Raw genomic sequence first — 22,804 nt, forward strand, 5'->3', positions numbered from 1 at the left:
GATCAGTACCGGTTGGGTTCCATTTCCAGCTCGACCTTGAAACGCTCGGCAATGTCCTGCTGGATACGCCGGGCCAGTTCTGCAATCTCCTGCCCCGTGGCGCCGCCATAGTTGACCAGCACGAGCGCCTGCAATTTATGCACGCCGGCATCGCCTTCACGAAAGCCCTTCCAGCCCGCCTTGTCGATCAACCAACCCGCGGCCAGTTTCATCTGCCCATCCGCTTGGGGGTAGGCCACCAGGTCCGGATAGCTCGCCTGCAACTCGGTCGCCAGCGCCTGAGAGACCAACGGGTTCTTGAAGAAGCTCCCGGCGTTGCCCAGCTCTGCCGGATCCGGCAGTTTTTCCCGGCGGATGCTGCAGATCGCTTGGCTGACATCACTGGGTGTTGCTTCAACGATGCCCTGCGCGGCCAGGCGTTGCCGCACCGGGCCGTAATCGAGCTTCAACTGGCCCGCACGGCTCAAGGCAAAACGCACGCGCAGAATCAACCAGCGACCGGTCTCGTGCTTGAACAGGCTGTCACGGTAGGCAAAGTTGCACTCATCCAGGCTGAAATCGCGCAACTCGCCAGTATGGCGATCCAGTGCGGTCAGGCCGGCGAACACATCCTTGATCTCAACCCCGTAGGCGCCGATGTTCTGCATGGGCGCTGCGCCCACCGTGCCCGGGATCAGGCTGAGGTTTTCCAGGCCGCAGAATCCCTGCTCCAGGGTCCACAACACAAAGGGATGCCAAGGCTCGCCCGCCTCGGCTTCGACCACCACATGCACACCGTCGTCGTGCAGCACGCGAATGCCCTGGGTGGCCATGCGCAGCACCAGCGCAGCAATGTCCTGGGTCAGCAGCAAGTTGCTGCCGCCGCCGATCACCAGCAACGGCAAGTCGTGTGCCGCCGCACGCAGCAGGGCTTCGCGAACGTCGGCATCACTGCGCGCCTCGGCAAACAACCGGGCACGCACGTCGATACCGAAGCTGTTGAACGGCTTGAGCGATACCTGCGCCCGCACCTGCAAGGTCATAACCGCCCCTTCAGTTCGATTACCAATGAGTCACACGCCTGCTCGATAAGGTCCAGCACCCGCTCGAAACCCTGCTCGCCTTCGTAGTAAGGGTCGGGGACTTCATCCACTTCGGCATCATAGCGGCGCAGGAACAAATCCAGCTCGGCCTTGCCCTGCCCAGGCTGCATGGCCTTGAGGTTGCGCAGGTTGCTGTTGTCCATGGCCAGGATCAGGTCGTATCGCGAAAAATCGGCCCGGGAGACCTGCTGCGCGCGCTGCGCAGACAAATCGTAACCCCGTGCCCGCGCGGCACGCTGGCTGCGCTGGTCGGGCGGGTTACCGATATGCCACTCACCGGTGCCTGCGGAAGCGACCTCTACCTGCCCCGCCAACCCGGCATCGCGCAATTTCTGGCGCAGTACACCTTCTGCGGTAGGCGAGCGGCAGATGTTGCCCAGGCACACGAACAGAACCTCCATCAGGACCCCAGCAGGCGGCGGACGCGCTCGAGGTCTTCCGGAGTGTCGACACCCGCGGGTGGCGCTTCCAGGGCATCGCCGACATGGATACGCACGCCGTGCCACAAGGCACGCAATTGCTCCAGGGACTCGGTGTTCTCCAGCCAGCAAGGGCCCCAGCTGACAAAGTCATGCAGGAAACCGGCACGGTAGGCATAAATACCGATATGGCGGCGGTACGGCACACCTTGTGGCAAAACATCACGGCTCTTGGCGAAAGCATCGCGCGCCCACGGCAGCGTCGACCGGCTGAAGGTCAGCGCCAGGCCATTGATGTCGCTGACCACTTTCACCACGTTCGGGTTGAACAGGGTGTCGATGTCCTCGATGGGCTCAGCCAGGGTGGCCATGCGCGCTTCGCCGTGGGCCGCCAGGTTGGCCGCCACTTGGTCAATCACGCTGGGCGGGATCAAGGGTTCGTCGCCCTGCACGTTGACCACAATGGCATCGGGTGCCAAACCCAGCTGCGTGGCCACTTCGGCCAGGCGGTCAGTGCCGGAGTTGTGGTCTTCGCGAGTCAGCACCGCTTCGGCGCCGAACCCCTTGCAGGCCTCGATGATGCGCGGATCATCGGTGGCAACGACCACGCGCTCGGCGCTGCTTTTGCTGGCCTGCTCCCACACCAGCTGGATCATCGGCTTGTTGCCGATCAGTTGCAGCGGCTTGCCCGGCAGGCGTGTAGAGGCATAGCGGGAGGGGATGACAACGGTAAAGGCAGTGGTCATTTATCCAGACGCTCGTCAGTGGTCAGGGTGCGAGCTTCGGTTTCCAGCATCACCGGAATGCCATCACGGATCGGGTACGCCAGACCGGCGCCCTTGCTGATCAGCTCGGTTTTATCGGCGCTCAGCTTGAGCGGGCCTTTGCAGATAGGGCAAGCGAGGATGTCGAGCAGTTTGGTGTCCATGGGTGTTTCCTGGATAAAAGCGTTTCAAGGCAAGAGGCGAGCGGGCAACAGGCGCATCAACTGCGTGTCGAACCAGGCGACGAACGCCGGCGACGGCACCGCATCCACCGCAAGGTACCACCAGTCTGGCCGGGCAAAAGTGCGGCACTTCACCGCGTCTTTCTCGGTCATGACCAGCGGCAATGACGGCGTAAAATTCAAGACCTCGGCACTGTAGGGCGCGTGGTCGGCAAACGCATGGGGTATCGGTCGCCAGTGTAGCGTTTCAAGGGTATTGAAGAAACGTTGCGGATTACCGATGCCGGCCACCGCATGCACGGACTGACCATTGGGGAAGTGATCCACCGACTGACGCTCGCCGGTCTGTAGGTTGACCAAGGCCGTGGGTTGCAAGCGAAAGGCAAAACCGTCCTCCCGATCACTGGAGGCCCCGTTGTACAACAGCGCATCGACACTCTGCAGACGTTCCGCCGGCTCCCGCAACGGCCCGGCAGGCAGGCAGCGGCGGTTACCCAGGCCGCGGGCGGCATCGATCAGCACCAATTCAAGATCGCGCGCCAGGCGGTAATGCTGCAAACCGTCGTCGGAGAGGATCAGGTCGAGGGGTTCGCTGGCCAGCAGCGCCTTGACCGCACGACTGCGGTCGGGATCGATCATCAGCGGCACGCCGCTGCGCTGCACGATCAACAAGGGCTCATCCCCCGCGACATCGGCGCTGTGGCTGGCCTCGACCCGCCAGGGCTGGTGCGGCGGCTTGGCACCGTAGCCTCGGCTGACCACACCCACGCGCAGGCCGCTGCGCTGGCAGTGCTCGATCAGCCACAGGATCAGCGGGGTCTTGCCGGTGCCGCCCACGGTGATATTGCCGACCACCACCACCGGCACCGGCGATTGATAAATCTCGCCTTCGCCCGCCACGAAGCGCGCGCGTTTGCGCTGCACGACCCGGCGATATAACGATTCCAGTGGCCGCAACAGCGCCAGGGCAGGATGACCTTCGTACCAGGCCTTGAGCAGACGATCGGACATAGTCATCAGGGTTGGCTCGCCGCCTCGACGGTGCTCATGCGCAGATGACTGAAACCAAGCTTGCCGGCAGCATCCATCGCAGTGACCACGGCCTGGTGCTGGGTCTTGCCATCGGCGCTGATGGAAAGCGGCATTTTGGTATCACCGCCTGACTCCTTCTGCAGCGCTTCCATCAGACTGGCAAGGTCATTTTTCTCCAACACCTGGTTGTTCACCGAAAACACCCCGTCGGCGCTGATGGCGATGTCCAGCGTCTTGACTTCCTGATCCTCGGCGGGCGAACCGCTCACCGCTTCCGGCAGGTCGACGCGAAGTTGGGTCTGGCGGGTGAAGGTGGTGGTCACGACAAAAAACAGCAGCAGGATAAACACCACGTCGATCAGCGACGCGAGGTTGATATCGACATTTTCCCGTTGCTTGCGGCGAAATCTCACGCTTTGCCCCCAACCAGGTCCACGTCACGGTCGCCCTGCACCACTTCCACCAGCTTGATGGCTTCCTGCTCCATGCCGACCACCAGCTCATCGATGCGTCGTTGCAGGAAACGGTGAAAGAACACCGACGGAATACCCACCATCAGGCCCGCCGCCGTGGTGATCAGTGCCTTGGAAATACCGCCGGCCAGTACGGCGGCGTTGGTGGTCATGCCCGAGCCCATGAACGAGCTGAAAATATCGATCATGCCCAGCACCGTGCCGAGCAAGCCGAGCAATGGCGCCATCGCGGCGATAGTGCCGAGGGCGTTGATATAACGCTCCAGTTCATGGATGACCCGGGCAGCAGCCTCCTCGATGCACTCTTTCATGATCTCGCGACCATGTTTGGAGTTGGCCAGGCCCGCCGCGAGGATCTCACCCAGGGGCGAGTTGGCGCGCAGTTCCTTGAGCTTGTCTTTATCCAGCTGTTTGTTCTTGATCCAGCCCCAGACCTGCCCCAGCAAATGTTCAGGGGTGACGCGGCTGGCACGCAGGGTCCACAGGCGTTCGGCGACGATGCCGAGAGCGGCGATGGAGCTCAAGATGATCGGCAACATCATCCAGCCGCCGGATTTGACCAATTCCCACACAGTGAATGTCCCCTCGAAAAAGTGCGCCACTTTACCATATAGGTTCCGTGACGGGGTTCGTCGACCATCGTGCCGCCTGTCGCGGACGACCGCTGGGATCAGGGTGGCGGTTCACGCCAGAAGCGACGTTGATCCCGGGCAACCACCGGTGCTGCAAACGCCCCCAGTTGCAAGCGGATAGCCCCTTGTTCGGCACTGTCGTAGACCCGGGTACCCAACGCCCGGTACCGCGCCAGAACCTCCGGATGCGGATGGCCGAACGCATTGCCGCGTCCGCGGGAAATCAGCACCGACGTGGGCGCAACGCGTTGCAGAAACGTCCCTGAAGAAGAGCTGCGACTGCCATGATGCGGCGCTTGCAGCCAGTCGCTGGGCGCCGCGAGCGGTGAGGCGAGCAAGGCCTGTTCGGCGGCACGATCGATATCGCCGGTCAACAGCAGGCTTTCACCTTTGGCCTGGATTCGCAGCACACAGGATTTGGCATTGCCGTCAGTCGCTTGCGGCCACTGCCACAGCTCGAATACCACGCCATCCCAGGTCCACGACTCGCCACTGACACAGGGCTGAGTCCTCAGGAACGCCGGCAGTCCTTCCGTTTCCCCGCCGACCACCCGCGTGATCGGCAGCCCCCGGGCCACCGCCGCCGCTCCGCCTGCGTGATCGGCATCGGCGTGACTGAGCAACATCATGTCCAGTCGCCCTACTCCCAGCTTTTTCAAGGTCGGCAGTACCACACGGGCCCCAAGGTCCATTTCGCCAGCTCGCGGTCCGGCGTCGTAGAGCAAGGTGTGGTGCCGCGTACGCAGGATCAATGCCAAGCCCTGCCCGACGTCCAGTTGCAGCACGTCCACTTGCCCATGGGGCACCGATTCGCGCGGAGGAAACACCGCCAGCATCAGCATCGGCCAACCGAGCAACCGGAACGGCACGCCCTTTGGCAGCAGCAACATGACCGTCCCCGCCAGGCTGACCCACCAATAACCCACCGGCACCTCGGCGGGCAACCACGCGGGCGCCTTCATGGCCAATAGCGCCAGCGCCTTGAAACCGATATCCAGCGCCCCGCCGGCCAGCCACAACAGGCTCTCCCCCAGCAGGGGCACCGGCAACAGCAGCGTGCCCGACAGGGCCAGCGGCAATACCACCAGGCTGATCCATGGCACGGCTAAGAGATTGGCCAGCGGCGCACTGAGGCTGATGGGCAACCCCAGCACCAGCAACAGCGGAAACAGGCCAATCGCGATCAACCACTGGGGTCGGGTCCAGGCCTGCCAGACGCTCCACGGCCCTAGGCGCCCGCTGAACGTCAAGATCAACACCGCCACGGCGGCGAACGACAACCAGAACCCCGGCTGCAGGCTGGCCAACGGTTCGAGGATCAACACACCGTTGAACGCCAGCAATAACGGCCACCAGCTCCCCAGATGCCGAAATCGCAGGCGCCACAACAACACCAGCCCGACCATCACACACGCGCGCTGCACCGGCACTCCGAACCCGGCCAGCAAGCCGTAGCCCAGCGCGGCGGCAAAGGCCAGCGCGCAGGCCCAGGGCAACCATGGCCAGCCAGGAGGCCACCACCCCAAACGCGCCAGGCCGGCCACCAGCCCGTAGATGAGACCTGCCAGCAAACCGATGTGCTGCCCGGAAATCACTAGCAAGTGCACGGTGCCGGTGTCCTGCAACACCCGCCAATCCTCGGCTGCCAAACCGGAACCATCGCCCAGCACCAAGGCCGTCAGACCAGCCTCGCGCCCCTGGGCATCGACCGTCATCAGCCGTTGCCGCAACGTGTCACGCCAGGCGTTGCGCGCCGGGCCCAGGCGCTCGCCGTCCTTCACCGAAGCGGTGGCACCGATTCTCTGGGCGAGCAACCAGGCTTCACGATCGAAACCGTGGAAATTCAACAGGCCCGCAGGCCGTCGAAGCTTCAGGGCCAAACGCCAGCGTTCGCCGCTGCGCACCACCGGCCCACCGTGCCAGGACACCCGAATACGCTTGGGCAGGCGGGCATTGCGCGACCGGCCGTCGGCCAGTTCGAAACGCACCCCGCTGCCGGTTTGCTGCGGCAAGCCGATAACCCGCCCCTCCACCCAACGGGTCTGCCCGTCCAGCGCCGGGCTCAGACGGTCATCCAGCGCTGATTGCGCGCTGAAACAGGCCCAACTCAAGCCCAGCAGGAAAAACGCCAGCGGATAGGTCCTAAACGGCAAGACCATCAATGCCACTATCGCCATGGCCAGCAGCCAGCCCCCATGGGGCAATGCCGGCAAAAAACGCAGGGACAACAGCCCCAACGCACACGCAAACATCCCTGCTTTCATGAATCATCCCTTCCAAGTGATCCACCCAGTCTTGGTCGGGTTTGCCGTGTGCCCTATGACGTTTTGTCACAAAGTCTGAATTTTCTGTTTATAGAATGCGGGCATACTTGCCCCTCGAACTGACCTGGACCCCTTATGCCCCGGCGCTTATTCAAACGGTACATGCCCGATCCCAGCAGTATCAGGGAACATAAGTCATTACAATTTCTCGGCACTCTGCTGCACGACCCCAACCTCTGGCACCTGAATCGGCACTCGGTGGCACGGGCCATGGCCGTGGGCCTGTTCGCAGCCTTCATCCCGATTCCGTTACAGATGTTATTGGCAGCCGTGTTGGCCATCGTCGTGCGCGGCAATATGCCGATCGCCGTCAGCCTGGTGTGGCTGACCAACCCGCTCACCATGCCGGTGGTGTTCCTGTGCACCTACATGACCGGCGCGTGGTTGATGAATGTGCCGCCGCGCAGCCTGCCCGATGATCTCACCTGGGAATGGATCAGCGGTCAGTTGAGCACGCTGTGGCAACCCTTCCTGCTGGGGTCGGTGGTGCTGGGACTGGTGCTGGGCCTAATGGCCTATTGCCTGACCATGGGTTACTGGCGCTGGTGGGTCGCCCACCAGTGGAAGAAGCGCAAACAGCGTCGCCACTGAACGCCGCCTCTTCAAGCGCAGGCCGGCCCAAGCCTCTCATCACCCCAGGATTGCCGTCTGTCATCAATTTGCAAGATTCCGAACCGCGCAAATGGCTACACTGCGCAGGTGGCGCGGGCCGGATGCCTGCGCGGGATATTGATAACAGTGTGGTAGCAGGAGAGTGGCGTGCTTAGAAGAATGGGGATAAAAGGCCGCGTACTGTTGCTGACCTTATTACCGACCAGCCTCATGGCCTTGTTGTTGGGCGGTTATTTCACCTGGATGCAGCTCTCGGAACTGCAAACCCAGTTGCTGCAACGTGGCGAAATGATCGCCGAACAGCTGGCACCGTTGGTGGCGCCGGCCCTGAGCAGCAGAAATGCCGATTTGCTCGAGCGCATCGCCACCCAGTCCCTGGAGCAGCCGGACGTACGCACCGTGTCCTTTCTGGCCCCGGACCGTGCGCCCCTGGCCCACGCGGGCCCGACCATGCTCAACCAGCCTCCGGTCGGCAACAGCTCTCACCTGTTGCAGCGCACCGGCAATGACGCTACGCGCTATCTGCTGCCGGTGTTTGGCCGCCATCGCAACCTCGCCGGCGAGGTGATTCCCGATGAGGCCGACCGCCTGCTGGGCTGGGTCGAGGTGGAGCTGTCCCACAACGGCATGCTGCTGCGTGGCTATCGCAGCCTGTTCGCCAGCCTGCTGTTGATCGCCATCGGCCTGACCTGCACCGCCGCCCTGGCGCTGCGCATCAGCCGCACCATCAACGCGCCCATCGGGCAGATCAAACAGGCCGTTGCCCAACTCAAGGACGGCAACCTGGAAACGCGCTTGCCGCCCTTGGGCAGCCAGGAGCTGGACCAGTTGGCCTCGGGCATCAATCGCATGGCCGAAACCCTGCAAAACGCCCAGGAAGAATTGCAACACAGCATCGACCAGGCCACCGAAGACGTGCGCCAGAACCTGGAAACCATTGAAATCCAGAACATCGAGCTCGACCTGGCGCGCAAAGAAGCTCTGGAAGCCAGCCGCATCAAGTCGGAATTCCTGGCCAACATGAGCCATGAGATCCGTACTCCGCTCAACGGCATCCTCGGTTTCACGCATCTGCTGCAAAAAAGCGAGTTGTCGCCGCGCCAGCTGGATTACCTCGGCACCATCGAGAAATCCGCCGACAACCTGCTGGGCATCATCAATGAAATCCTCGACTTCTCGAAGATTGAAGCCGGCAAGCTGGTGCTGGACAGCGTGCCGTTCAACCTGCGGGACCTGCTGCAAGACACCCTGACCATCCTGGCCCCCGCTGCCCACGCCAAGCAGCTCGAACTGGTGAGCCTGGTGTACCGCGACACGCCGCTGGCGCTGGTGGGCGACCCGCTGCGGCTCAAGCAGATCCTCACCAACCTGATCAGCAACGCGATCAAGTTCACCCGTGAAGGCACCATCGTGGCCCGCGCCATGATCGAGGACGAGCAGGAAGACAGCGTGCAGTTGCGCATCAGCGTGCAGGACACCGGTATCGGCCTGTCCAGCCAGGACGTGCGCGCCCTGTTCCAGGCCTTCAGCCAGGCCGACAATTCGCTGTCGCGCCAACCGGGCGGCACTGGCCTGGGGCTGGTGATTTCCAAACGCCTGATCGAACAGATGGGTGGCGAAATCGGCGTGGACAGCACGCCGGGCGAAGGCTCGGAATTCTGGATCAGCCTGAACCTGCCCAAAACCCGCGACGACGTCGAAGACCTGCCCGCCGCGCCGCTGCTGGGCCGTCGCGTGGCCGTGCTGGAAAACCACGAACTGGCGCGCCAGGCGCTGCAACATCAACTGGAAGATTGCGGCCTGCAGGTGACGCCGTTCAACAGCCTGGAAAACCTGACCAATGGCATCACCAGCGCCCATCAGACCGAGCAGGCCATCGACCTCGCCGTGCTGGGCGTCACCGCCAATGACATTCCTCCCGAACGCCTCAACCAGCACCTGTGGGACCTCGAACACCTGGGCTGCAAGGTGCTGGTGCTGTGCCCTACCACCGAACAGATGCTGTTCAACCAGTCGGTGCCCAACCCCAACAGCCAGCTTCAGGCCAAACCGGCCTGTACGCGCAAATTGCGTCGCTCCCTGGCCGACCTGATCAGCCCGCGCCCATCGCGCAACGAGCCCGGCGAGCCGCTGGCCAGCCGCGCGCCGCGGATACTCTGCGTCGACGACAACCCGGCCAACCTGCTGCTGGTGCAAACCCTGCTGGAAGACATGGGCGCCAAGGTACAGGCCGTGGAAAGCGGCTATGCGGCTATCGACGCAGTCAAACAGGAAACCTTCGACCTGGTGCTGATGGACGTACAGATGCCTGGCATGGACGGTCGCCAGAGCACCGAGGCGATTCGCCAGTGGGAAAGCGAGCGCCATGGCACGCCGCTGCCGGTGGTGGCGCTCACCGCCCACGCCATGGCCAACGAAAAGCGCGCCCTGCTGCAAAGCGGCATGGACGACTACCTGACCAAGCCCATCAGCGAACGCCAACTGGCCCAGGTGGTGCTCAAGTGGACCGGCCTGGCCCTGCGCAACCAGGGGCCGGAACGTTCAGCCGACAACCTGGGCCCAGGCCTGCAACTGCCAGTGCTGGACCACGAGGAAGGCCTGCGCCTGGCAGCCGGCAAGACCGACCTGGCAGCGGACATGCTCGCCATGCTGCTGGCTTCCCTGGAAGCCGATCGTATTGCGATCCGCGTCGCCCGCGATGCCAATGACAACACGGCCTTGATCGAACGGGTCCACCGCCTGCACGGCGCCACTCGCTATTGCGGCGTGCCGCAACTGCGCGCGGCCTGCCAGCGCGCCGAAACCCTGCTCAAGCAGGACGACGCCAAGGCCCTGGCTGCGCTGGACGAGTTGGACATGGCCATCGCCCGGTTGGCCAGCGAGGCGCGGGTCAGCGCCTGATACAGTTTTATGGCATGCAGGAGAAACTGTGGGAGCGAGCTTGCTCGCGATTGCGGTCTTTCAGTCATTGATGAGATGACTGACCCGCCACTTTCGCGGGCAAGCCCGCTCCCACAAGGTCATGTGTTTATTTTATGAGTGCAGGGAGCCTTTGATGCGCGTCATTCTTTTCAGCAGCCAGGCCTACGACCGCGAGAGTTTTCTCGGCGAACCACTGGCGTCAGGTCTGGAACTGCATTTCCAGCCTGCCCGGCTCAACCTCGACACCGTCGCGCTGGCCAACGGCCACGAGGCGGTCTGCGCCTTTATCAATGACGACCTCAGCGCCCCGGTGCTGGAACAGTTGGCCAAGGGCGGCACGCGCTTGATTGCCCTGCGCTCTGCCGGCTACAACCATGTCGACCTGCCCGCCGCCAGTCGCCTGGGCCTGAGCGTCGTGCGGGTGCCGGCCTATTCGCCTCACGCGGTCGCCGAACACGCCGTGGCATTGATCCTGGCCCTCAACCGCCGCCTGCACCGTGCCTATAACCGTACCCGTGACGGCGACTTCACGCTGCACGGCCTCACCGGCTTCGACCTGGTGGGCAAGACCGTCGGCGTGGTCGGCACCGGGCAGATCGGTGCCACCTTCGCCACAATCATGTCCGGTTTCGGCTGCCAGTTGCTTGCCCATGATCCCTTCCCCAACCCTCAGGTCCAGGCGCTTGGTGCCCGCTACGTGAGCTTGCCCGAGCTGCTGGCCCAGGCGCAGATCATCAGCCTGCATTGCCCGCTGACCACCGACAGCAAACACCTGATCAACGCCCACTCCCTGGCGCGCATGCAGCCCGGTGCCATGCTGATCAACACCGGGCGCGGTGGTCTGGTGGATACGCCGGCACTGATCGACGCCCTCAAGGACGGCCAGCTCGGCTACCTGGGGCTGGATGTCTACGAGGAAGAAGCCCAGCTGTTTTTCGAAGACCGCTCCGACCTGCCCTTGCAGGACGACGTGCTCGCGCGCCTGCTGACCTTTCCCAACGTGATCATCACCGCGCACCAGGCGTTCCTCACCCGTGAGGCCCTGGCGGCGATTGCCGGCACGACCTTGGCCAACATCCTTGCCTGGGCTGAGGGTCGGACGCAGAACCTTGTCGACGGGTGATCAGCGGTCACATACCACGCTCATGATGAGCAGGCACCCGTGATAGGATGCCGCGCCTATTTGGAGGACCCATGGCCGAACACGATTTCCGCTTCAGCTTGCTGAGCCCGCAACATACTCTGATCGAATGCCGCGCCCTGGTGCCGGGCCGTTACCAGGTCACCGGCAGCGGTGGATCGATCAAGCACGGCGACGTGTTGATCGTCACCCTGCGCGGCAGTAAAACCCTGTCGATGCGCCTCACCGTCGAAGGTGACGCACGCTACTCCATCCGCCCTGCCGGTCAATGGGTTGCCATGGCCCGGGGGCCGCAGTTCGGTGAACTGGAGATTCACACCTGGAAGGTCAACTGCGACAGCTGCGAAAACGTGCTGGAGTTTGAGTTCGCGGTGGAAACCAAGCTGACCAAAGAACCGTTGCAACCGGCCGCCAATGCCCGTATCAAAGAGCTGGGCTGGGCCAGCGAAGGCGACAAGCACCGCTGCCCGAAATGCCAGCAGGCCGCGCAATGAAAGGCCTGCTTCTGCTCGCCGCCGGGCTGGCCTTGACCGGCTGCGCCGGTGATGCGGTCAAGCTCAAGCAGGATCACAGCTACGTGGTGGAATGGATTGGTGAGCGGCCACTGATGGATTACGCGCACCTGACCGTGACACTCGGCGCGGATGGCCGTGCCTATGGCAACGGCGGTTGCAACCACTGGTTTGCCCCCTACAGCGTGAACGGCGACAAACTCACTTTCGGCAAGCTCGGCAGCACCCGCAAACTCTGCGCCGAAGCCTTGATGGAACAGGAACACCGCTTCTTCCAGGCCCTGCAAGGCGTCGAACGCTGGGATATTTCGCCTATCGAACAGACGCGCTTCTGGCCGGCACAAGGCAAGCCGATTCGTTTGTGGCTCGAAGAGGGCTGATACTGGCCACTTGCAATCCACTGTGGGACCAGGCTTGTGTGGGAGCGGGCTTGCTCGCGAATACGGCGTGTCAGTTTGGGGGTGGCGGGGGTGGCTCGCAAGGGTGGTTTCTCATCAAAAGGTTTTAAACGCTGAGGGCCTCTTCGCGGGCAAGCCCGCTCCCACAGGGGTTATGTGTTGCCAATTCAGCCGCGCAGGGCCTTGAGCTTGGCCAGCACCCCTTGCGCCGTCTGCTCGCCCATCAGTTGTTCGCGCACCTTGCCCTTGTCGTCAATGATGTAAGTGACCGGCAACGCCTCGCTACGGGGAATATCGAAGATTTCGTCCGGGTTCTGCGCCAGCACGGTGAACTTGATGCCCAGCTTCTCGCTGGCGGCCTTGAGTTCCTCACCCTGCACATTGTCGAAGTTGACCCCGAACACCCCAACGTTCTGCCCTTTCAGCTGTTCGGCCAGGGCGTTGAGCTCGGGGATTTCCGTGCGGCACGGGCCACACCACTCAGCCCAGTAATTGACCACCAGCCATTGTTTATCCAGGCGCTCGGAGGCGACTTTCTGGCCATATTGGTCAATGCCATAGTCATTGCCGCAGCCGCTCAGCAGCAGGGTTGTGATGATCGCCAATGCACCGATCAGTCGCCTTGTCATGGGGTAATCCTTCGCAAAAATGAACGTTGGCTGCGACCTATCGCCTCTTACGGTTTAAGGACGGACCACAGCGCGGGTAGAATACCCGCCACCTTACGCAAGATGCGACCCGCACATGACCGATCTGACGCTTTATCACAACCCGCGCTGCTCGAAATCCCGTGGTGCGCTGGAACTGCTCGAAGCCCGAGGCCTTGCGCCGACCGTGGTGCGCTATCTGGAAACCCCGCTTGACGCTGCGCAATTGAAAGCGCTGCTGGGCAAACTGGGAATCAGTGCCCGTCAACTGCTGCGCACCGGCGAAGACGAATACAAGACCCTTGGCCTCGCTGATACCAACCTCAGCGACGCGCAACTGATCGCCGCCATTGCCGAGCACCCCAAGCTGATGGAGCGCCCGATCCTGGCAACCGCCGACAAGGCGATTATCGGCCGACCACCGGAAAACGTGCTGGAGATTCTGCCGTGACGGCGCCGTATGTGCTGGTGTTGTATTACAGCCGCAACGGCTCGGTCAGCGAGATGGCCCGGCAGATAGCCCGGGGCATCGAGCAAGGTGGCCTGGAAGCGCGACTGCGCACGGTGCCGGCCATCTCCACCGAGTGCGAAGCCGTGGCGCCGAGCATCCCGGACGAAGGTGCGCTGTACGCCAGCCTGGACGACCTGAAGCACTGCTCGGGCCTGGCCCTGGGCAGCCCGACCCGCTTCGGCAACATGGCCGCGCCGCTCAAGTACTTCCTGGATGGCACCAGCAACCTGTGGCTCACCGGCGCTCTGGTCGGCAAGCCGGCCGGCGTGTTCACCTCCACCGCCAGCCTGCATGGCGGCCAGGAAACCACGCTGATGTCGATGCTGCTGCCGCTGCTGCACCACGGCATGCTGATCACCGGCCTGCCCTACAGCGAACAGGCACTGCTCGACACCCAGGGCGGCGGCACGCCGTATGGCGCCAGCCACCATTCGGGGCCGGACGGCAAACGCATGCTCGATCAACACGAAATCGCACTGTGCCGCGCCCTGGGCCTGCGCCTGGCGAACACCGCCGCGCTGCTGGAGAACGGCCGTGGCCAGAAAGCCTAAGGTCCTGCCCGCCCAGGCGTGGCTGGAACCCCGGGTCAAGCTTGCACGCGTGCTGAGCCTGCTGGCTTTTCTGGGCCTGGTGGGGTTGTTGTGCGGCTATTACCTGTTCGTTGCCGACCTGCATGGCGCGCGACCATGGGTGATCCTGCTGATCGAACTGGTGCCCCTGCTGGTGCTGGCGCCGGGCATGCTGCTGGGCAGCGCGCGCGGGCATTCGTGGATGTGCTTTGTGGTGAATCTGTATTTCATCAAGGGCGCGCTGGCGGCGTATGACCCGAACCGGCAATGGTTCGGGGTGCTGGAGATGCTGGCGAGCCTGGTGCTGTTTTGCACCGCGCTGCTCTATGTGCGGTGGCGGCATCAGTTGAATCGCCGCTTGGCTGTAGAACCTGTGCCGGCCTGACGTCCGCTATCGCAGGCAAGCCAGCTCCCACATTTTGAACGCGCCGCCTATCAAATGTGGGAGCTGGCTTGACTGCGATGGCATCACCTCAATCTCAATGATTCACTGTGTAGGCCAGCATCATCGACAACTGGCACATCGGCCGCCCGCTCTCGGCATGCCACTGGTTGAACGCCCCCTGCACCGTGGCCAGGTCGCGCAGGCTGGTGGGCACCTTGTCGATGATCTTCTGCGCGTTGAGCGCCGCCACCACGTCATAACTCGGTACAAAGGTGTCCTTGCCGACCATGCGCAAGAAGCGCGGCGCTGATAGCCCGCCGAGCTGGTGACCGTGTTTGCTCAGGTACTTCCACAGCCCGACGATATCCGTCACCGGCCAGTCGGCGATGAATGCGCCGAAGCTGCCGTGCTCCTTCTCGATGTCCAGCACCATTTGCGCGTTGCGCGGCACGCTCTTGAGCTTGCCCAGGTGACGGATGATGCGCGTGTCCTGCATCAGCCGCTCCAGGTGCTCGGCGCCCATCAACACGACCTTTTCCGGGTCGAAGCCGAAAAACACCTGTTCGAACGCCGGCCACTTGGCGTCCACCACGCTGTGTTTCAAGCCCGCGCGAAATACCCGCAGCGCCAGGGTCGACAGGTAGCGATCATCGCTGACCTTGCGCAATTGCGCCGGGGTCTTGGGCACAGGCAGATGGGCGTCCAGCTCGGCCGCCGAGCCGAAGCGGTTCAGACAATATTCGTGCAGCCACTTGTAATCGCGCATGCCCTCTCCTGGCAGTCGAATTGAAAACGGCGCCCGCGAGCGCCGTGTGTCAGAGCATTGAAATGGCCTAGAGGTTCACCACATTGACGAAACGCGAAGCCGCCGTCTCGTCGATCTTGAGGCTGGTGAAATCGAACAGATTACGGTCGGCCAGTTGCGAAGGGATCACGTTCTGCAAGCTGCGGAAGATGCTTTCGGTACGGCCTGGGGTCTTGCGCTCCCAGTCCACCAGCATTTCCTTGACCACCTGGCGCTGCAGGTTTTCCTGGGAGCCGCACAGGTTGCACGGGATGATCGGGAATTGCTTGAAGTCGGAGTAGGCCTGGATGTCCTTCTCGTTGCAATACGCCAGCGGGCGGATCACCACGTTGCGCCCGTCATCGGCCCGCAGCTTGGGCGGCATGGCCTTGAGGGAACCGTTGAAGAACATATTGAGGAAGAAGGTTTCGACGATGTCGTCGCGGTGATGCCCCAAGGCCATCTTGGTCGCGCCGATCTCGTCGGCGAAGGTGTAGAGCGTGCCACGGCGCAGGCGTGAACACAGCGAGCAGGTGGTCTTGCCTTCAGGAATCAGCTCCTTGACCACCGAATAAGTGTCTTTTTCGACAATGTGGTACTCGATGCCCAGCTCTTTCAGGTAAGCCGGCAGCACGTGCTCGGGAAACCCCGGTTGTTTCTGGTCCATGTTGACGGCCACGATCTCGAACTTGATCGGCGCGACCTTTTGCAAGTGCATCAGCACATCGAGCATGGTGTAGCTGTCTTTGCCGCCGGACAGGCAGACCATGACCTTGTCACCGTCCTCGATCATGTTGAAATCGGTGACCGCTTCCCCGGCCAGGCGACGCAGGCGTTTTTGCAGTTTGTTCTGGTTGACCGTAAGAGTGCCCATGGCGCTTGGATCCGCTGAAGTGTGTGACGAAAAGCGCAGCATTTTACCGGTATGAGCGGCCGAGTTCCAATGTGGGTTGCATTGCCATCTACAGACCGCGCCGCGATTAGGCCCCCTGTTTACAGCGCGATTTGCTCTAAAGCCCTACAGTTTTTCCGGTCATCACTTTCTATACTGGCACTTGAGGTCGCACAGTTTTCCAGACCTTTCAGGCCATTTGGCCCGCGGGCGCTCCGCTGGGGGGCGATGGTAACAACGACAGGAGTGACTGGCATGATCCATCACGTCGTGGGGCTTTTTACCCATCCCGACCAGGAATGGCGGGAAATTCGTGGCGATAAGGAAGAAAGCATCAGCCACATGTACCTCACTCATACCTTGATTCTTGCGGCGATCCCCGCCGTATCCGCGTTTATCGGCACCACCCAGGTCGGTTGGGTCATCGGCAGCCGCGCACCGGTGATGCTGACCCAGGAAAGCGCGCTGTGGATGACCATCATGTCCTACCTGGCGATGCTGGGCGGCGTGGCGGTGATGGGCGCATTCATTCACTGGATGGCCCGCACCTATGATGCCAACCCCAGCATGGCGCGCTGCGTGGCGTTTGCCACCTACACCGCCACGCCATTGTTCATCGGCGGGTTGGCGGCGCTCTATCCGCACATGTGGCTGGGTATGGTGGTGGGCACGGCAGCCATTTGCTACACGGTGTACCTGCTGTATGTGGGGCTGCCGACCTTCATGAACATCGATCCGGACGAAGGTTTTCTGTTTTCCAGCTCGGTACTGGCCGTGGGCCTCGTGGTACTGGTGGCGATCATGGCATTCACCGTGATCGTCTGGGGCCTGGGCGTCGGGCCGGTCTACACCAACTGACCCCGTCCACTCGCAGACAAGGCCACCGCAAGGTGGCTTTGTGCGCGATGCATGACCATTCGGCGCCTGACAGATTCGGAAACACTCAGCTTTGCGGCATACTGAGCGTCTCTGGAGATATGTACAGCATGCCCGAGCAACTCAATACCCGCGTCGAAGATTGTTTCCTGCTAGCCGAATCCTTTTTCAAACGAAGCTTCAAACGCCCCCAGGTCAGCCTCAAGCTGCGGGGCCAGAAGGCCGGTGTCGCGCATTTGCACGAGAACCTGCTGCGTTTCAACCCACAGTTGTACCGTGAAAACAGCCAACATTTCCTCAAACAGACCGTTGCCCATGAGGTGGCGCACCTGATCGCCCACCAATTGTTTGGCGAGCGCATCCAGCCCCATGGCGAGGAATGGCAACTGATCATGCGCGGCGTGTATGAATTGCCGCCGGATCGTTGCCATAACTATGAAGTGAAACGCCGTCAGGTGACTCGCTACATCTACCGATGCCCGTGTGCGGACAGTGATTTTCCATTTTCGGCACAGCGGCATGGGTTGGTGGCCCAAGGGCGGCGGTATGTGTGCCGGCGGTGTCGGCAGACGTTGGTGTTTACCGGGGAAACCCGGGTGGAATGAGGATTTGTGGCGAATTCAAGGGCCGCATCGCAGGCAAGCCAGCTCCCACATTTTGACCGCGCCGCGTAGTAAATGTGGGAGCTGGCTTGCCTGCGAAAGCGCCAGTCCAGACACTACCCAACCACTCTGGCACTGCGCAGTTCAGCTATCCGCTGAGCGCTGACCCCCAACTCCGTCAGCACTTCATCAGTGTGCGCGCCTACCGCAGCCCCGATATGCCGAGGTGCCGGCAAACCTTGTGAAAACTTCAGCGGGCAAGCCAGTTGCGCCTGGGTCGAACCGTCCCCCCGTGGCACCTGGCTCACCAACTCACGCGCCTTGAGTTGTGGATGCTCCACGGCCTCGCTCAGGCTCAATACCGGCTCCACACAGGCATCCACCCCGGCAAACAACTCACACAACTCATCAAAACTGCGCTTCTCGAATTCGACCTGCAGCGCCTGCTTGAGCTTGGGCGACAGCCCCAGCGCCGCCAACTCCGGGCGCCCCAGCGTGTCACACAATTGCTGCATGAAGCCGGGCTCCAGGCTGCCGACGGCCATCCAGCGCCCATCCCGCGTGCGGTAGTAATCGTAAAAACTGCCGCCATTCAGTACCTGCCCTTCCCGCTCCGGTTCCACTCCGCACGCCAGGTAACCTGCACCGGCCATGGCGTTCAGGCTGAACGAGCAGTCGGTCATGCTCACGTCCAGGTACTGGCCGAGCCCACTCTGCTGCCGAGCGATGACCGCCGCCAACAACCCCACCACCGCATGCAGCGAACCACCCCCCACATCCGCCACCTGCACGCCCAACGGCACCGGCCCGCTGTCCCGACGCCCGGTGTAACTGGCCACGCCGGCCAGGGCCAGGTAGTTGATGTCGTGTCCGGCACGGTTTTTGTAAGGCCCGGTCTGGCCGTAGCCGGTGATCGAGACATAAATCAGCCGGGGGTTGATCGCCTGCAAGGCCTCGTACCCCAGGCCCAGACGGTCCATCACCCCGGGCCGGAATTGTTCCAGGACAATGTCATAGTCCTTGACCAGCGCGCGCACGATCTCCAGTGCCTCGGCCTGTTTGAGGTCCAGCGCCAGGCTGCGCTTGTTGCGGTTGAGGTAGGCATGGCTCGCCGACGTCCCACGGTCGTGGGGCGGCAACACCCGCAGCAGGTCGCTGCGCGTGGGTGATTCGATGCGCAGCACCTCGGCGCCCATGTCCGCCAGCAGCAAGGAGGTGAACGGGCCGGGCAGCAAGGTGGAAAAACCCAGCACTTTGAGGGACGCCAGGGGACCAGGCATGGGCACTCCATTTCCGTTTCGGATGCCTACAGACTAGGCAGCCTTGCGTCTGCCGACAATCGCCGGAACGGTCAGCGAGAGTGACCGTTTTGATCACGGCGGGCTTTTTCAGGGCGACGGCTTTATCATTGGCCCACGTTTGCCTGCAGAGTGTTCCATGAAGTTTGCGATTGCCCTGTTTTCCGCCGCCCATGCGCCCTCCTCGCGCCGTGCCCTGCTGTTTGCCCAGGCTGTACTGGCGGGCGGGCACGAGATTGCACGGCTGTTTTTCTATCAGGACGGCGTGTACAGCGCCTCCAGCAACATCGTCGCCCCCCAGGATGAGCCGGACATCGCCCGCCAATGGCGCGAGTTCGTCAGCCAGCACCAGCTCGATGGCGTGGTCTGCATCGCCGCCGCCCTGCGCCGTGGCGTGCTCGACAGCGAAGAAGCCAGGCGTTATCAACGCAGCGCCGTGAACCTCAATGCACCATGGGCGCTGTCGGGCCTGGGCCAATTGCATGACGCCATCCAGGCCGCCGACCGCCTGATCTGCTTTGGAGGGCCGTGACATGTCCAAATCCTTATTGGTGATCAGCCGCCAGGCACCGTGGTCCGGGCCAAGCGCGCGGGAGGCCCTGGATATCGTGCTGGCCAGCGGCGCCTTCGATCTGCCCATCGGCCTGCTGTTCATGGACGATGGCGTGTTCCAGCTGGCGCCGAACCAGAACGCCAAAGCCGTGCAGCAAAAGGACCTCGGCGCCAACCTGCAAGCGCTGGGTCTGTTCGGCATCGACGAGGTGTTCACCTGCCAGCACAGTCTGGCCGAACGCGGGCTTGCGGCCCCAGACAGCGCCCAGCCGCTGGACGATGCCGGCATCGCCAGCCTGATAGACCGTTACGACCAGGTGGTGACCCTCTGATGTCGACGTTACATGTGATTTCCCACTCGCCCTTTACCGACAGCCGGCTGGTCAGTTGCCTGCGCGTGTGCGGCACTCAAGATGCCATCCTGCTGTGCGGCGACGGTGCCTACGGCCTGCACAATCCTGCGCTGCAAACCAAAGGCGTGAAGGTCTTCGTACTGGCTGAAGACCTGCAGGCGCGCAACCTGCCGCTCCCGGACTGGGCCGATAGCGTGGATTACCCAGGCTTCTTGCAACTGTCGATCGATTACGACAAGGTCAACAGTTGGCTATGAACACCCTGACCGTAGGCGCACGCACCCTGGAACTGGACAAGGACGGCTACCTCGTCGACCTGAATGACTGGTCCGCCGAGGTCGCCGAGGCCCTGGCCGCCGCCGAACCCCTGGAGCTGGGCCCGGCCCACTGGGAAATCCTCGAACTGCTGCGCCAGTTCTATGCCGAATTCCAGCTGTCCCCGGCCACGCGGCCCTTGATCAAGTACACCGCGCTGAAGCTGGGCCCGGAAAAGGGCAACAGCTTGCACCTCAACAAACTGTTCAACGGCACTCCCGCCAAACTCGCCGCCAAGCTGGCGGGCCTGCCCAGGCCGACGAATTGCTTATGACCGACTTTGCCCCACTGACTCTGGAAACTCCTGCCGAGCACCCGTTTGCGCAGTTCGTGCGCATCCTGGGCAAAGGCAAGCGCGGCGCGCGCAACCTCACCCGCGAGGAAGCCCGTGAGGCCATGGGTATGCTGCTCGACGAAAAAGTCGAAGACACCCAGCTCGGCGCCTTCCTGATGCTGCTGCGTCACAAGGAAGAAAGCCCGGAGGAACTCGCCGGGTTCACCGAAGCCGTGCGCGAACGCCAGGATGCCCCGGCCTTGAACGTCGCTATCGACTGGCCCACCTACGCCGGCAAGAAGCGCCACCTGCCGTGGTACCTGCTGGCAGCCAAGTGCCTGGCGCAAAACGGTGTGCGCATCCTCATGCACGGCGGCGGTGCGCATACGGCGGGCCGCTTGTACACCGAGCAATTGCTGGAAGGCTTGCAGATTCCGCTGTGCCGCAACTGGCAGCAGGTCGAGGCCGCCTATGAGCGTGGCAACCTGGCGTTTATCCCGCTGGGGGATTGGGCGCCGCAGTTGCAGCGCATGATCGATTTGCGCAACACCCTGGGCCTACGTTCGCCCATCCACTCCCTGGCGCGTCTGCTCAATCCGCTGAACGCGCGCCTGGGCCTGCAAAGCATTTTCCATCCCGGTTATCAGGGCGTGCACCGTGATGCCAGCGGCTTGCTGGGGGACAACGTGATCGTAGTGAAGGGCGATGGCGGCGAGATCGAAATCAACCCCGACTCGGCCAGCCATTTATACGGCACCACCGGCGGCGAAAGCTGGGACGAAGAATGGCCCGCCCTCTCCGCCCAGCGCCACGTCAAACCGGCCAGCCTGGAGCCCGAACATCTGAAGGCCGTGTGGCGCGGCGATGTCGAAGACAGCTACCCGCAACTGGCGCTGATTTCCACCATGGCCCTGGCCCTGCGCGGCCTGGGTCAACCGCGGGAGCAAGCGTTCGTCCTGGCCCGGCAATATTGGGATGCGCGGGACAAATCGATCTAATCGATAATTCACGCCCGGTCTTTGCGCTTTTAAATCGAACTCAGCCCTTTAGACTGGTCTCCAACGCTTATTAGCCAAGGGGCCAGTCATGGGTTTGCTGATCGAAGGACACTGGAAAGACCAGTGGTACGAAAGTAGCGCAGACGGCGCTTTCCAACGCGAACAGGCACAACGCCGCCACTGGGTGACCGCCAATGGCTCGCCCGGCCCGAGTGGCGAAGGCGGCTTCGAGGCGGAGCCCGGTCGCTATCACCTCTATGTGTCCCTGGCCTGCCCCTGGGCCCATCGCACTTTGATCCTGCGCAAGCTCAAGGGCCTGGAAAGCCTGATCGACGTATCGGTGGTCAGTTGGCTGATGCTGGAAAACGGCTGGACCTTCGACAAGGCCCACGGTTCGACTGGCGACAAGCTCGACGATTTCGCCTTCATGCACCAACGCTACACCGCCGATACCGCCGACTACACAGGCCGCGTCACGGTACCGGTGCTGTGGGACAAGAAGCTCAAGCGCATCGTAAGCAATGAATCGGCGGAGATCATCCGCATGTTCAACAGCGCGTTCAACGGGTTGACCGGCAATACCCTGGACTTCTACCCCGAAGCGCTGCGCACGAGCATCGACGCGCTGAACGAGCGTATCTATCCTGCCGTGAACAATGGCGTTTACCGCGCAGGGTTCGCCACGTCGCAGCAAGCCTATGAAAGTGCGTTTGAGGATGTGTTTGCCGAGCTGGACCACCTGGAGCGACACCTCGCCGATCATCGTTACCTGGCCGGTGAGTACCTGACCGAAGCCGATGTGCGCCTGTTCACCACGCTGATTCGTTTCGATGCGGTGTACTACGGCCACTTCAAATGCAATTTGCGCAGGATTGCGGACTACCCGAACCTGTCGAACTGGCTACGGGAGCTGTACCAGTGGCCGGGGGTGGCCGAGACGGTGGATTTTGCGCATATCAAGGGGCATTACTACGCAAGCCATCGCACCATCAACCCGACGGGGATTGTGCCGAAAGGACCGTTGCAGAGGTTTGATGGCGCGCATGATCGGGAAAGGTTGGTGGGCGAAGGGGTCTGGAGCTGATCCAGACTCATCGGTGAATCTGCAGGCCTCTTCACGGGCAAGCCCGTTACAGGGAATATGCGCTGTTATTGTAGTGAGCGGGCTTGTCCCGCGCCGGGTGGCGCAGCCGCCCTAATGAAAACACCGCATTCTGCCAGGCAGAATACGGTGTCTATTTTGGGGGGTGCTTCG

At 62.5% G+C, this 22,804-nt stretch carries 28 protein-coding genes; 16 read left to right on the plus strand and 12 right to left on the minus strand.

Annotation, left to right across the window (positions count from 1 at the left end):
• Nucleotides 1-2 precede the first annotated feature (2 nt).
• The 8 genes from murB to ACW9IN_RS00910 all read right to left on the minus strand — a co-directional run bounded on the left by murB (nucleotide 3) and on the right by ACW9IN_RS00910 (nucleotide 6,848).
• Entirely contained in the window at nucleotides 3-1,022 is a 1,020-nt protein-coding gene (gene murB / locus ACW9IN_RS00875) for a UDP-N-acetylmuramate dehydrogenase (RefSeq protein ID WP_457364093.1), read from the minus strand.
• Nucleotides 1,019-1,483, minus strand: a complete 465-nt coding sequence (locus ACW9IN_RS00880; protein ID WP_457364094.1) for a low molecular weight protein-tyrosine-phosphatase — start codon at nucleotides 1,481-1,483, stop codon at nucleotides 1,019-1,021. The genes murB and ACW9IN_RS00880 overlap by 4 nt, the downstream gene beginning before the upstream one ends.
• On the minus strand, nucleotides 1,483-2,247 hold the full coding sequence (kdsB, locus tag ACW9IN_RS00885; protein ID WP_457364095.1) for a 3-deoxy-manno-octulosonate cytidylyltransferase: 765 nt from the start codon (nucleotides 2,245-2,247) through the stop codon (nucleotides 1,483-1,485). Before kdsB ends, ACW9IN_RS00880 begins: the two co-directional genes overlap by 1 nt.
• Nucleotides 2,244-2,429 carry a Trm112 family protein gene (locus ACW9IN_RS00890; RefSeq protein ID WP_187677807.1) on the minus strand — a complete coding sequence of 62 codons (186 nt, stop codon included), beginning with the start codon at nucleotides 2,427-2,429 and terminating at the stop codon, nucleotides 2,244-2,246. The genes kdsB and ACW9IN_RS00890 overlap by 4 nt, the downstream gene beginning before the upstream one ends.
• 24 nt (nucleotides 2,430-2,453) lie before the next feature.
• Complete coding sequence (gene lpxK / locus ACW9IN_RS00895) at nucleotides 2,454-3,464, minus strand: tetraacyldisaccharide 4'-kinase (RefSeq protein WP_457364096.1); 1,011 nt, start codon at nucleotides 3,462-3,464, stop codon at nucleotides 2,454-2,456.
• Nucleotides 3,464-3,892: an ExbD/TolR family protein gene (locus ACW9IN_RS00900; RefSeq protein ID WP_457364097.1), complete on the minus strand. Its 429-nt coding sequence runs from the start codon at nucleotides 3,890-3,892 to the stop codon at nucleotides 3,464-3,466. The genes lpxK and ACW9IN_RS00900 overlap by 1 nt, the downstream gene beginning before the upstream one ends.
• A complete protein-coding gene (locus ACW9IN_RS00905; protein WP_065940046.1) occupies nucleotides 3,889-4,524 on the minus strand; it encodes a MotA/TolQ/ExbB proton channel family protein in 636 nt (211 codons plus the stop codon). Before ACW9IN_RS00905 ends, ACW9IN_RS00900 begins: the two co-directional genes overlap by 4 nt.
• Before the next feature lie 98 nt (nucleotides 4,525-4,622).
• The gene (locus tag ACW9IN_RS00910) at nucleotides 4,623-6,848 is read right to left on the minus strand and encodes a DNA internalization-related competence protein ComEC/Rec2 (RefSeq protein ID WP_457364098.1); all 2,226 of its coding nucleotides are present in this window, start codon (nucleotides 6,846-6,848) and stop codon (nucleotides 4,623-4,625) included.
• Between the two features lie 135 nt (nucleotides 6,849-6,983).
• Here ACW9IN_RS00910 and ACW9IN_RS00915 point away from each other — a divergent pair, with 135 nt between their 5' ends.
• From ACW9IN_RS00915 to ACW9IN_RS00935, 5 genes are all read left to right on the plus strand, one after another.
• The gene (locus ACW9IN_RS00915) at nucleotides 6,984-7,499 is read left to right on the plus strand and encodes a DUF2062 domain-containing protein (protein ID WP_457364099.1); all 516 of its coding nucleotides are present in this window, start codon (nucleotides 6,984-6,986) and stop codon (nucleotides 7,497-7,499) included.
• A 168-nt stretch (nucleotides 7,500-7,667) separates the two neighbouring features.
• The gene (locus tag ACW9IN_RS00920) at nucleotides 7,668-10,421 is read left to right on the plus strand and encodes a response regulator (protein WP_457364100.1); all 2,754 of its coding nucleotides are present in this window, start codon (nucleotides 7,668-7,670) and stop codon (nucleotides 10,419-10,421) included.
• A gap of 154 nt (nucleotides 10,422-10,575) precedes the next feature.
• A complete protein-coding gene (locus ACW9IN_RS00925; RefSeq protein WP_457364101.1) occupies nucleotides 10,576-11,565 on the plus strand; it encodes a 2-hydroxyacid dehydrogenase in 990 nt (329 codons plus the stop codon).
• Between the two features lie 71 nt (nucleotides 11,566-11,636).
• Nucleotides 11,637-12,077 (plus strand): hypothetical protein, encoded by a 441-nt coding sequence (locus ACW9IN_RS00930; RefSeq protein WP_457364102.1) that lies wholly within the window; start codon nucleotides 11,637-11,639, stop codon nucleotides 12,075-12,077.
• Nucleotides 12,074-12,475, plus strand: coding sequence for an META domain-containing protein (locus tag ACW9IN_RS00935; protein WP_457364103.1), 402 nt, complete (start codon nucleotides 12,074-12,076; stop codon nucleotides 12,473-12,475). Before ACW9IN_RS00930 ends, ACW9IN_RS00935 begins: the two co-directional genes overlap by 4 nt.
• A gap of 185 nt (nucleotides 12,476-12,660) precedes the next feature.
• On the opposite strand, the gene ACW9IN_RS00940 is transcribed toward ACW9IN_RS00935, so the two are convergent.
• The gene (locus ACW9IN_RS00940) at nucleotides 12,661-13,122 is read right to left on the minus strand and encodes a redoxin domain-containing protein (protein WP_457364104.1); all 462 of its coding nucleotides are present in this window, start codon (nucleotides 13,120-13,122) and stop codon (nucleotides 12,661-12,663) included.
• Between the two features lie 115 nt (nucleotides 13,123-13,237).
• On the opposite strand from ACW9IN_RS00940, the gene arsC reads away from it, so the two are divergent.
• Genes arsC through ACW9IN_RS00955 form a run of 3 tightly spaced genes read left to right on the plus strand, consistent with a single transcriptional unit; the run spans nucleotide 13,238 to nucleotide 14,605 of the window.
• Nucleotides 13,238-13,591, plus strand: coding sequence for an arsenate reductase (glutaredoxin) (gene arsC / locus ACW9IN_RS00945; protein WP_457364105.1), 354 nt, complete (start codon nucleotides 13,238-13,240; stop codon nucleotides 13,589-13,591).
• Complete coding sequence (wrbA, locus tag ACW9IN_RS00950) at nucleotides 13,588-14,202, plus strand: NAD(P)H:quinone oxidoreductase (protein WP_457364106.1); 615 nt, start codon at nucleotides 13,588-13,590, stop codon at nucleotides 14,200-14,202. Before arsC ends, wrbA begins: the two co-directional genes overlap by 4 nt.
• On the plus strand, nucleotides 14,186-14,605 hold the full coding sequence (locus ACW9IN_RS00955) for a DUF2069 domain-containing protein (protein WP_457364107.1): 420 nt from the start codon (nucleotides 14,186-14,188) through the stop codon (nucleotides 14,603-14,605). The genes wrbA and ACW9IN_RS00955 overlap by 17 nt, the downstream gene beginning before the upstream one ends.
• Before the next feature lie 94 nt (nucleotides 14,606-14,699).
• Here ACW9IN_RS00955 and ACW9IN_RS00960 read toward each other — a convergent pair whose 3' ends face one another.
• Both ACW9IN_RS00960 and ttcA read right to left on the minus strand, forming a co-directional pair.
• Complete coding sequence (locus tag ACW9IN_RS00960) at nucleotides 14,700-15,371, minus strand: DNA-3-methyladenine glycosylase I (protein WP_457364108.1); 672 nt, start codon at nucleotides 15,369-15,371, stop codon at nucleotides 14,700-14,702.
• A gap of 67 nt (nucleotides 15,372-15,438) precedes the next feature.
• Nucleotides 15,439-16,263 (minus strand): tRNA 2-thiocytidine(32) synthetase TtcA, encoded by an 825-nt coding sequence (gene ttcA, locus ACW9IN_RS00965; RefSeq protein WP_064598661.1) that lies wholly within the window; start codon nucleotides 16,261-16,263, stop codon nucleotides 15,439-15,441.
• A gap of 273 nt (nucleotides 16,264-16,536) precedes the next feature.
• Here ttcA and ACW9IN_RS00970 point away from each other — a divergent pair, with 273 nt between their 5' ends.
• Together ACW9IN_RS00970 and ACW9IN_RS00975 are read left to right on the plus strand one after the other, a co-directional pair.
• Nucleotides 16,537-17,139, plus strand: a complete 603-nt coding sequence (locus ACW9IN_RS00970; RefSeq protein ID WP_457364109.1) for a Yip1 family protein — start codon at nucleotides 16,537-16,539, stop codon at nucleotides 17,137-17,139.
• Between the two features lie 128 nt (nucleotides 17,140-17,267).
• The gene (locus ACW9IN_RS00975; protein ID WP_457364110.1) at nucleotides 17,268-17,762 is read left to right on the plus strand and encodes a SprT family zinc-dependent metalloprotease; all 495 of its coding nucleotides are present in this window, start codon (nucleotides 17,268-17,270) and stop codon (nucleotides 17,760-17,762) included.
• Between the two features lie 113 nt (nucleotides 17,763-17,875).
• Here ACW9IN_RS00975 and ACW9IN_RS00980 read toward each other — a convergent pair whose 3' ends face one another.
• Entirely contained in the window at nucleotides 17,876-19,039 is a 1,164-nt protein-coding gene (locus ACW9IN_RS00980) for a CaiB/BaiF CoA transferase family protein (RefSeq protein ID WP_457364111.1), read from the minus strand.
• A 157-nt stretch (nucleotides 19,040-19,196) separates the two neighbouring features.
• Here ACW9IN_RS00980 and tusD point away from each other — a divergent pair, with 157 nt between their 5' ends.
• From tusD to ACW9IN_RS01010, 6 genes are all read left to right on the plus strand, one after another.
• Nucleotides 19,197-19,589: a sulfurtransferase complex subunit TusD gene (gene tusD, locus ACW9IN_RS00985; RefSeq protein WP_457364112.1), complete on the plus strand. Its 393-nt coding sequence runs from the start codon at nucleotides 19,197-19,199 to the stop codon at nucleotides 19,587-19,589.
• A gap of 1 nt (nucleotide 19,590) precedes the next feature.
• Nucleotides 19,591-19,941: a sulfurtransferase complex subunit TusC gene (gene tusC, locus ACW9IN_RS00990; RefSeq protein ID WP_457364113.1), complete on the plus strand. Its 351-nt coding sequence runs from the start codon at nucleotides 19,591-19,593 to the stop codon at nucleotides 19,939-19,941.
• Nucleotides 19,941-20,219 (plus strand): sulfurtransferase complex subunit TusB, encoded by a 279-nt coding sequence (gene tusB, locus ACW9IN_RS00995; protein ID WP_457364114.1) that lies wholly within the window; start codon nucleotides 19,941-19,943, stop codon nucleotides 20,217-20,219. Before tusC ends, tusB begins: the two co-directional genes overlap by 1 nt.
• Nucleotides 20,216-20,551: a TusE/DsrC/DsvC family sulfur relay protein gene (locus ACW9IN_RS01000; RefSeq protein ID WP_457364115.1), complete on the plus strand. Its 336-nt coding sequence runs from the start codon at nucleotides 20,216-20,218 to the stop codon at nucleotides 20,549-20,551. The genes tusB and ACW9IN_RS01000 overlap by 4 nt, the downstream gene beginning before the upstream one ends.
• A 14-nt stretch (nucleotides 20,552-20,565) precedes the next feature.
• Nucleotides 20,566-21,549 carry a glycosyl transferase family protein gene (locus tag ACW9IN_RS01005; RefSeq protein WP_457364242.1) on the plus strand — a complete coding sequence of 328 codons (984 nt, stop codon included), beginning with the start codon at nucleotides 20,566-20,568 and terminating at the stop codon, nucleotides 21,547-21,549.
• A gap of 88 nt (nucleotides 21,550-21,637) precedes the next feature.
• Complete coding sequence (locus tag ACW9IN_RS01010; protein ID WP_457364116.1) at nucleotides 21,638-22,633, plus strand: glutathione S-transferase family protein; 996 nt, start codon at nucleotides 21,638-21,640, stop codon at nucleotides 22,631-22,633.
• Nucleotides 22,634-22,804 lie beyond the last annotated feature (171 nt).

The sequence above is a fragment of the Pseudomonas sp. SDO5271_S396 genome, assembly GCF_054071795.1.

Excerpts from the sequence above, each read along its gene's own strand:
- murB (WP_457364093.1), bottom strand. The coding sequence starts at position 1,022 with ATGACCTTGCAGGTGCGGGCGCAGGTATCGCTCAAGCCGTTCAACAGC.
- arsC (WP_457364105.1), top strand. The coding sequence starts at position 13,238 with ATGACCGATCTGACGCTTTATCACAACCCGCGCTGCTCGAAATCCCGT.
- ACW9IN_RS00925 (WP_457364101.1), top strand. The coding sequence starts at position 10,576 with ATGCGCGTCATTCTTTTCAGCAGCCAGGCCTACGACCGCGAGAGTTTT.
- lpxK (WP_457364096.1), bottom strand. The coding sequence starts at position 3,464 with ATGACTATGTCCGATCGTCTGCTCAAGGCCTGGTACGAAGGTCATCCT.
- ACW9IN_RS00880 (WP_457364094.1), bottom strand. The coding sequence starts at position 1,483 with ATGGAGGTTCTGTTCGTGTGCCTGGGCAACATCTGCCGCTCGCCTACC.
- ACW9IN_RS01010 (WP_457364116.1), top strand. The coding sequence starts at position 21,638 with ATGGGTTTGCTGATCGAAGGACACTGGAAAGACCAGTGGTACGAAAGT.
- tusB (WP_457364114.1), top strand. The coding sequence starts at position 19,941 with ATGTCGACGTTACATGTGATTTCCCACTCGCCCTTTACCGACAGCCGG.
- ACW9IN_RS00940 (WP_457364104.1), bottom strand. The coding sequence starts at position 13,122 with ATGACAAGGCGACTGATCGGTGCATTGGCGATCATCACAACCCTGCTG.
- ACW9IN_RS01000 (WP_457364115.1), top strand. The coding sequence starts at position 20,216 with ATGAACACCCTGACCGTAGGCGCACGCACCCTGGAACTGGACAAGGAC.
- kdsB (WP_457364095.1), bottom strand. The coding sequence starts at position 2,247 with ATGACCACTGCCTTTACCGTTGTCATCCCCTCCCGCTATGCCTCTACA.
- ACW9IN_RS00970 (WP_457364109.1), top strand. The coding sequence starts at position 16,537 with ATGATCCATCACGTCGTGGGGCTTTTTACCCATCCCGACCAGGAATGG.
- tusC (WP_457364113.1), top strand. The coding sequence starts at position 19,591 with ATGTCCAAATCCTTATTGGTGATCAGCCGCCAGGCACCGTGGTCCGGG.
- ACW9IN_RS00960 (WP_457364108.1), bottom strand. The coding sequence starts at position 15,371 with ATGCGCGATTACAAGTGGCTGCACGAATATTGTCTGAACCGCTTCGGC.
- ACW9IN_RS00915 (WP_457364099.1), top strand. The coding sequence starts at position 6,984 with ATGCCCCGGCGCTTATTCAAACGGTACATGCCCGATCCCAGCAGTATC.
- ttcA (WP_064598661.1), bottom strand. The coding sequence starts at position 16,263 with ATGGGCACTCTTACGGTCAACCAGAACAAACTGCAAAAACGCCTGCGT.
- ACW9IN_RS00910 (WP_457364098.1), bottom strand. The coding sequence starts at position 6,848 with ATGAAAGCAGGGATGTTTGCGTGTGCGTTGGGGCTGTTGTCCCTGCGT.
- ACW9IN_RS00930 (WP_457364102.1), top strand. The coding sequence starts at position 11,637 with ATGGCCGAACACGATTTCCGCTTCAGCTTGCTGAGCCCGCAACATACT.
- ACW9IN_RS00975 (WP_457364110.1), top strand. The coding sequence starts at position 17,268 with ATGCCCGAGCAACTCAATACCCGCGTCGAAGATTGTTTCCTGCTAGCC.
- ACW9IN_RS00980 (WP_457364111.1), bottom strand. The coding sequence starts at position 19,039 with ATGCCTGGTCCCCTGGCGTCCCTCAAAGTGCTGGGTTTTTCCACCTTG.
- ACW9IN_RS00890 (WP_187677807.1), bottom strand. The coding sequence starts at position 2,429 with ATGGACACCAAACTGCTCGACATCCTCGCTTGCCCTATCTGCAAAGGC.
- ACW9IN_RS00935 (WP_457364103.1), top strand. The coding sequence starts at position 12,074 with ATGAAAGGCCTGCTTCTGCTCGCCGCCGGGCTGGCCTTGACCGGCTGC.
- tusD (WP_457364112.1), top strand. The coding sequence starts at position 19,197 with ATGAAGTTTGCGATTGCCCTGTTTTCCGCCGCCCATGCGCCCTCCTCG.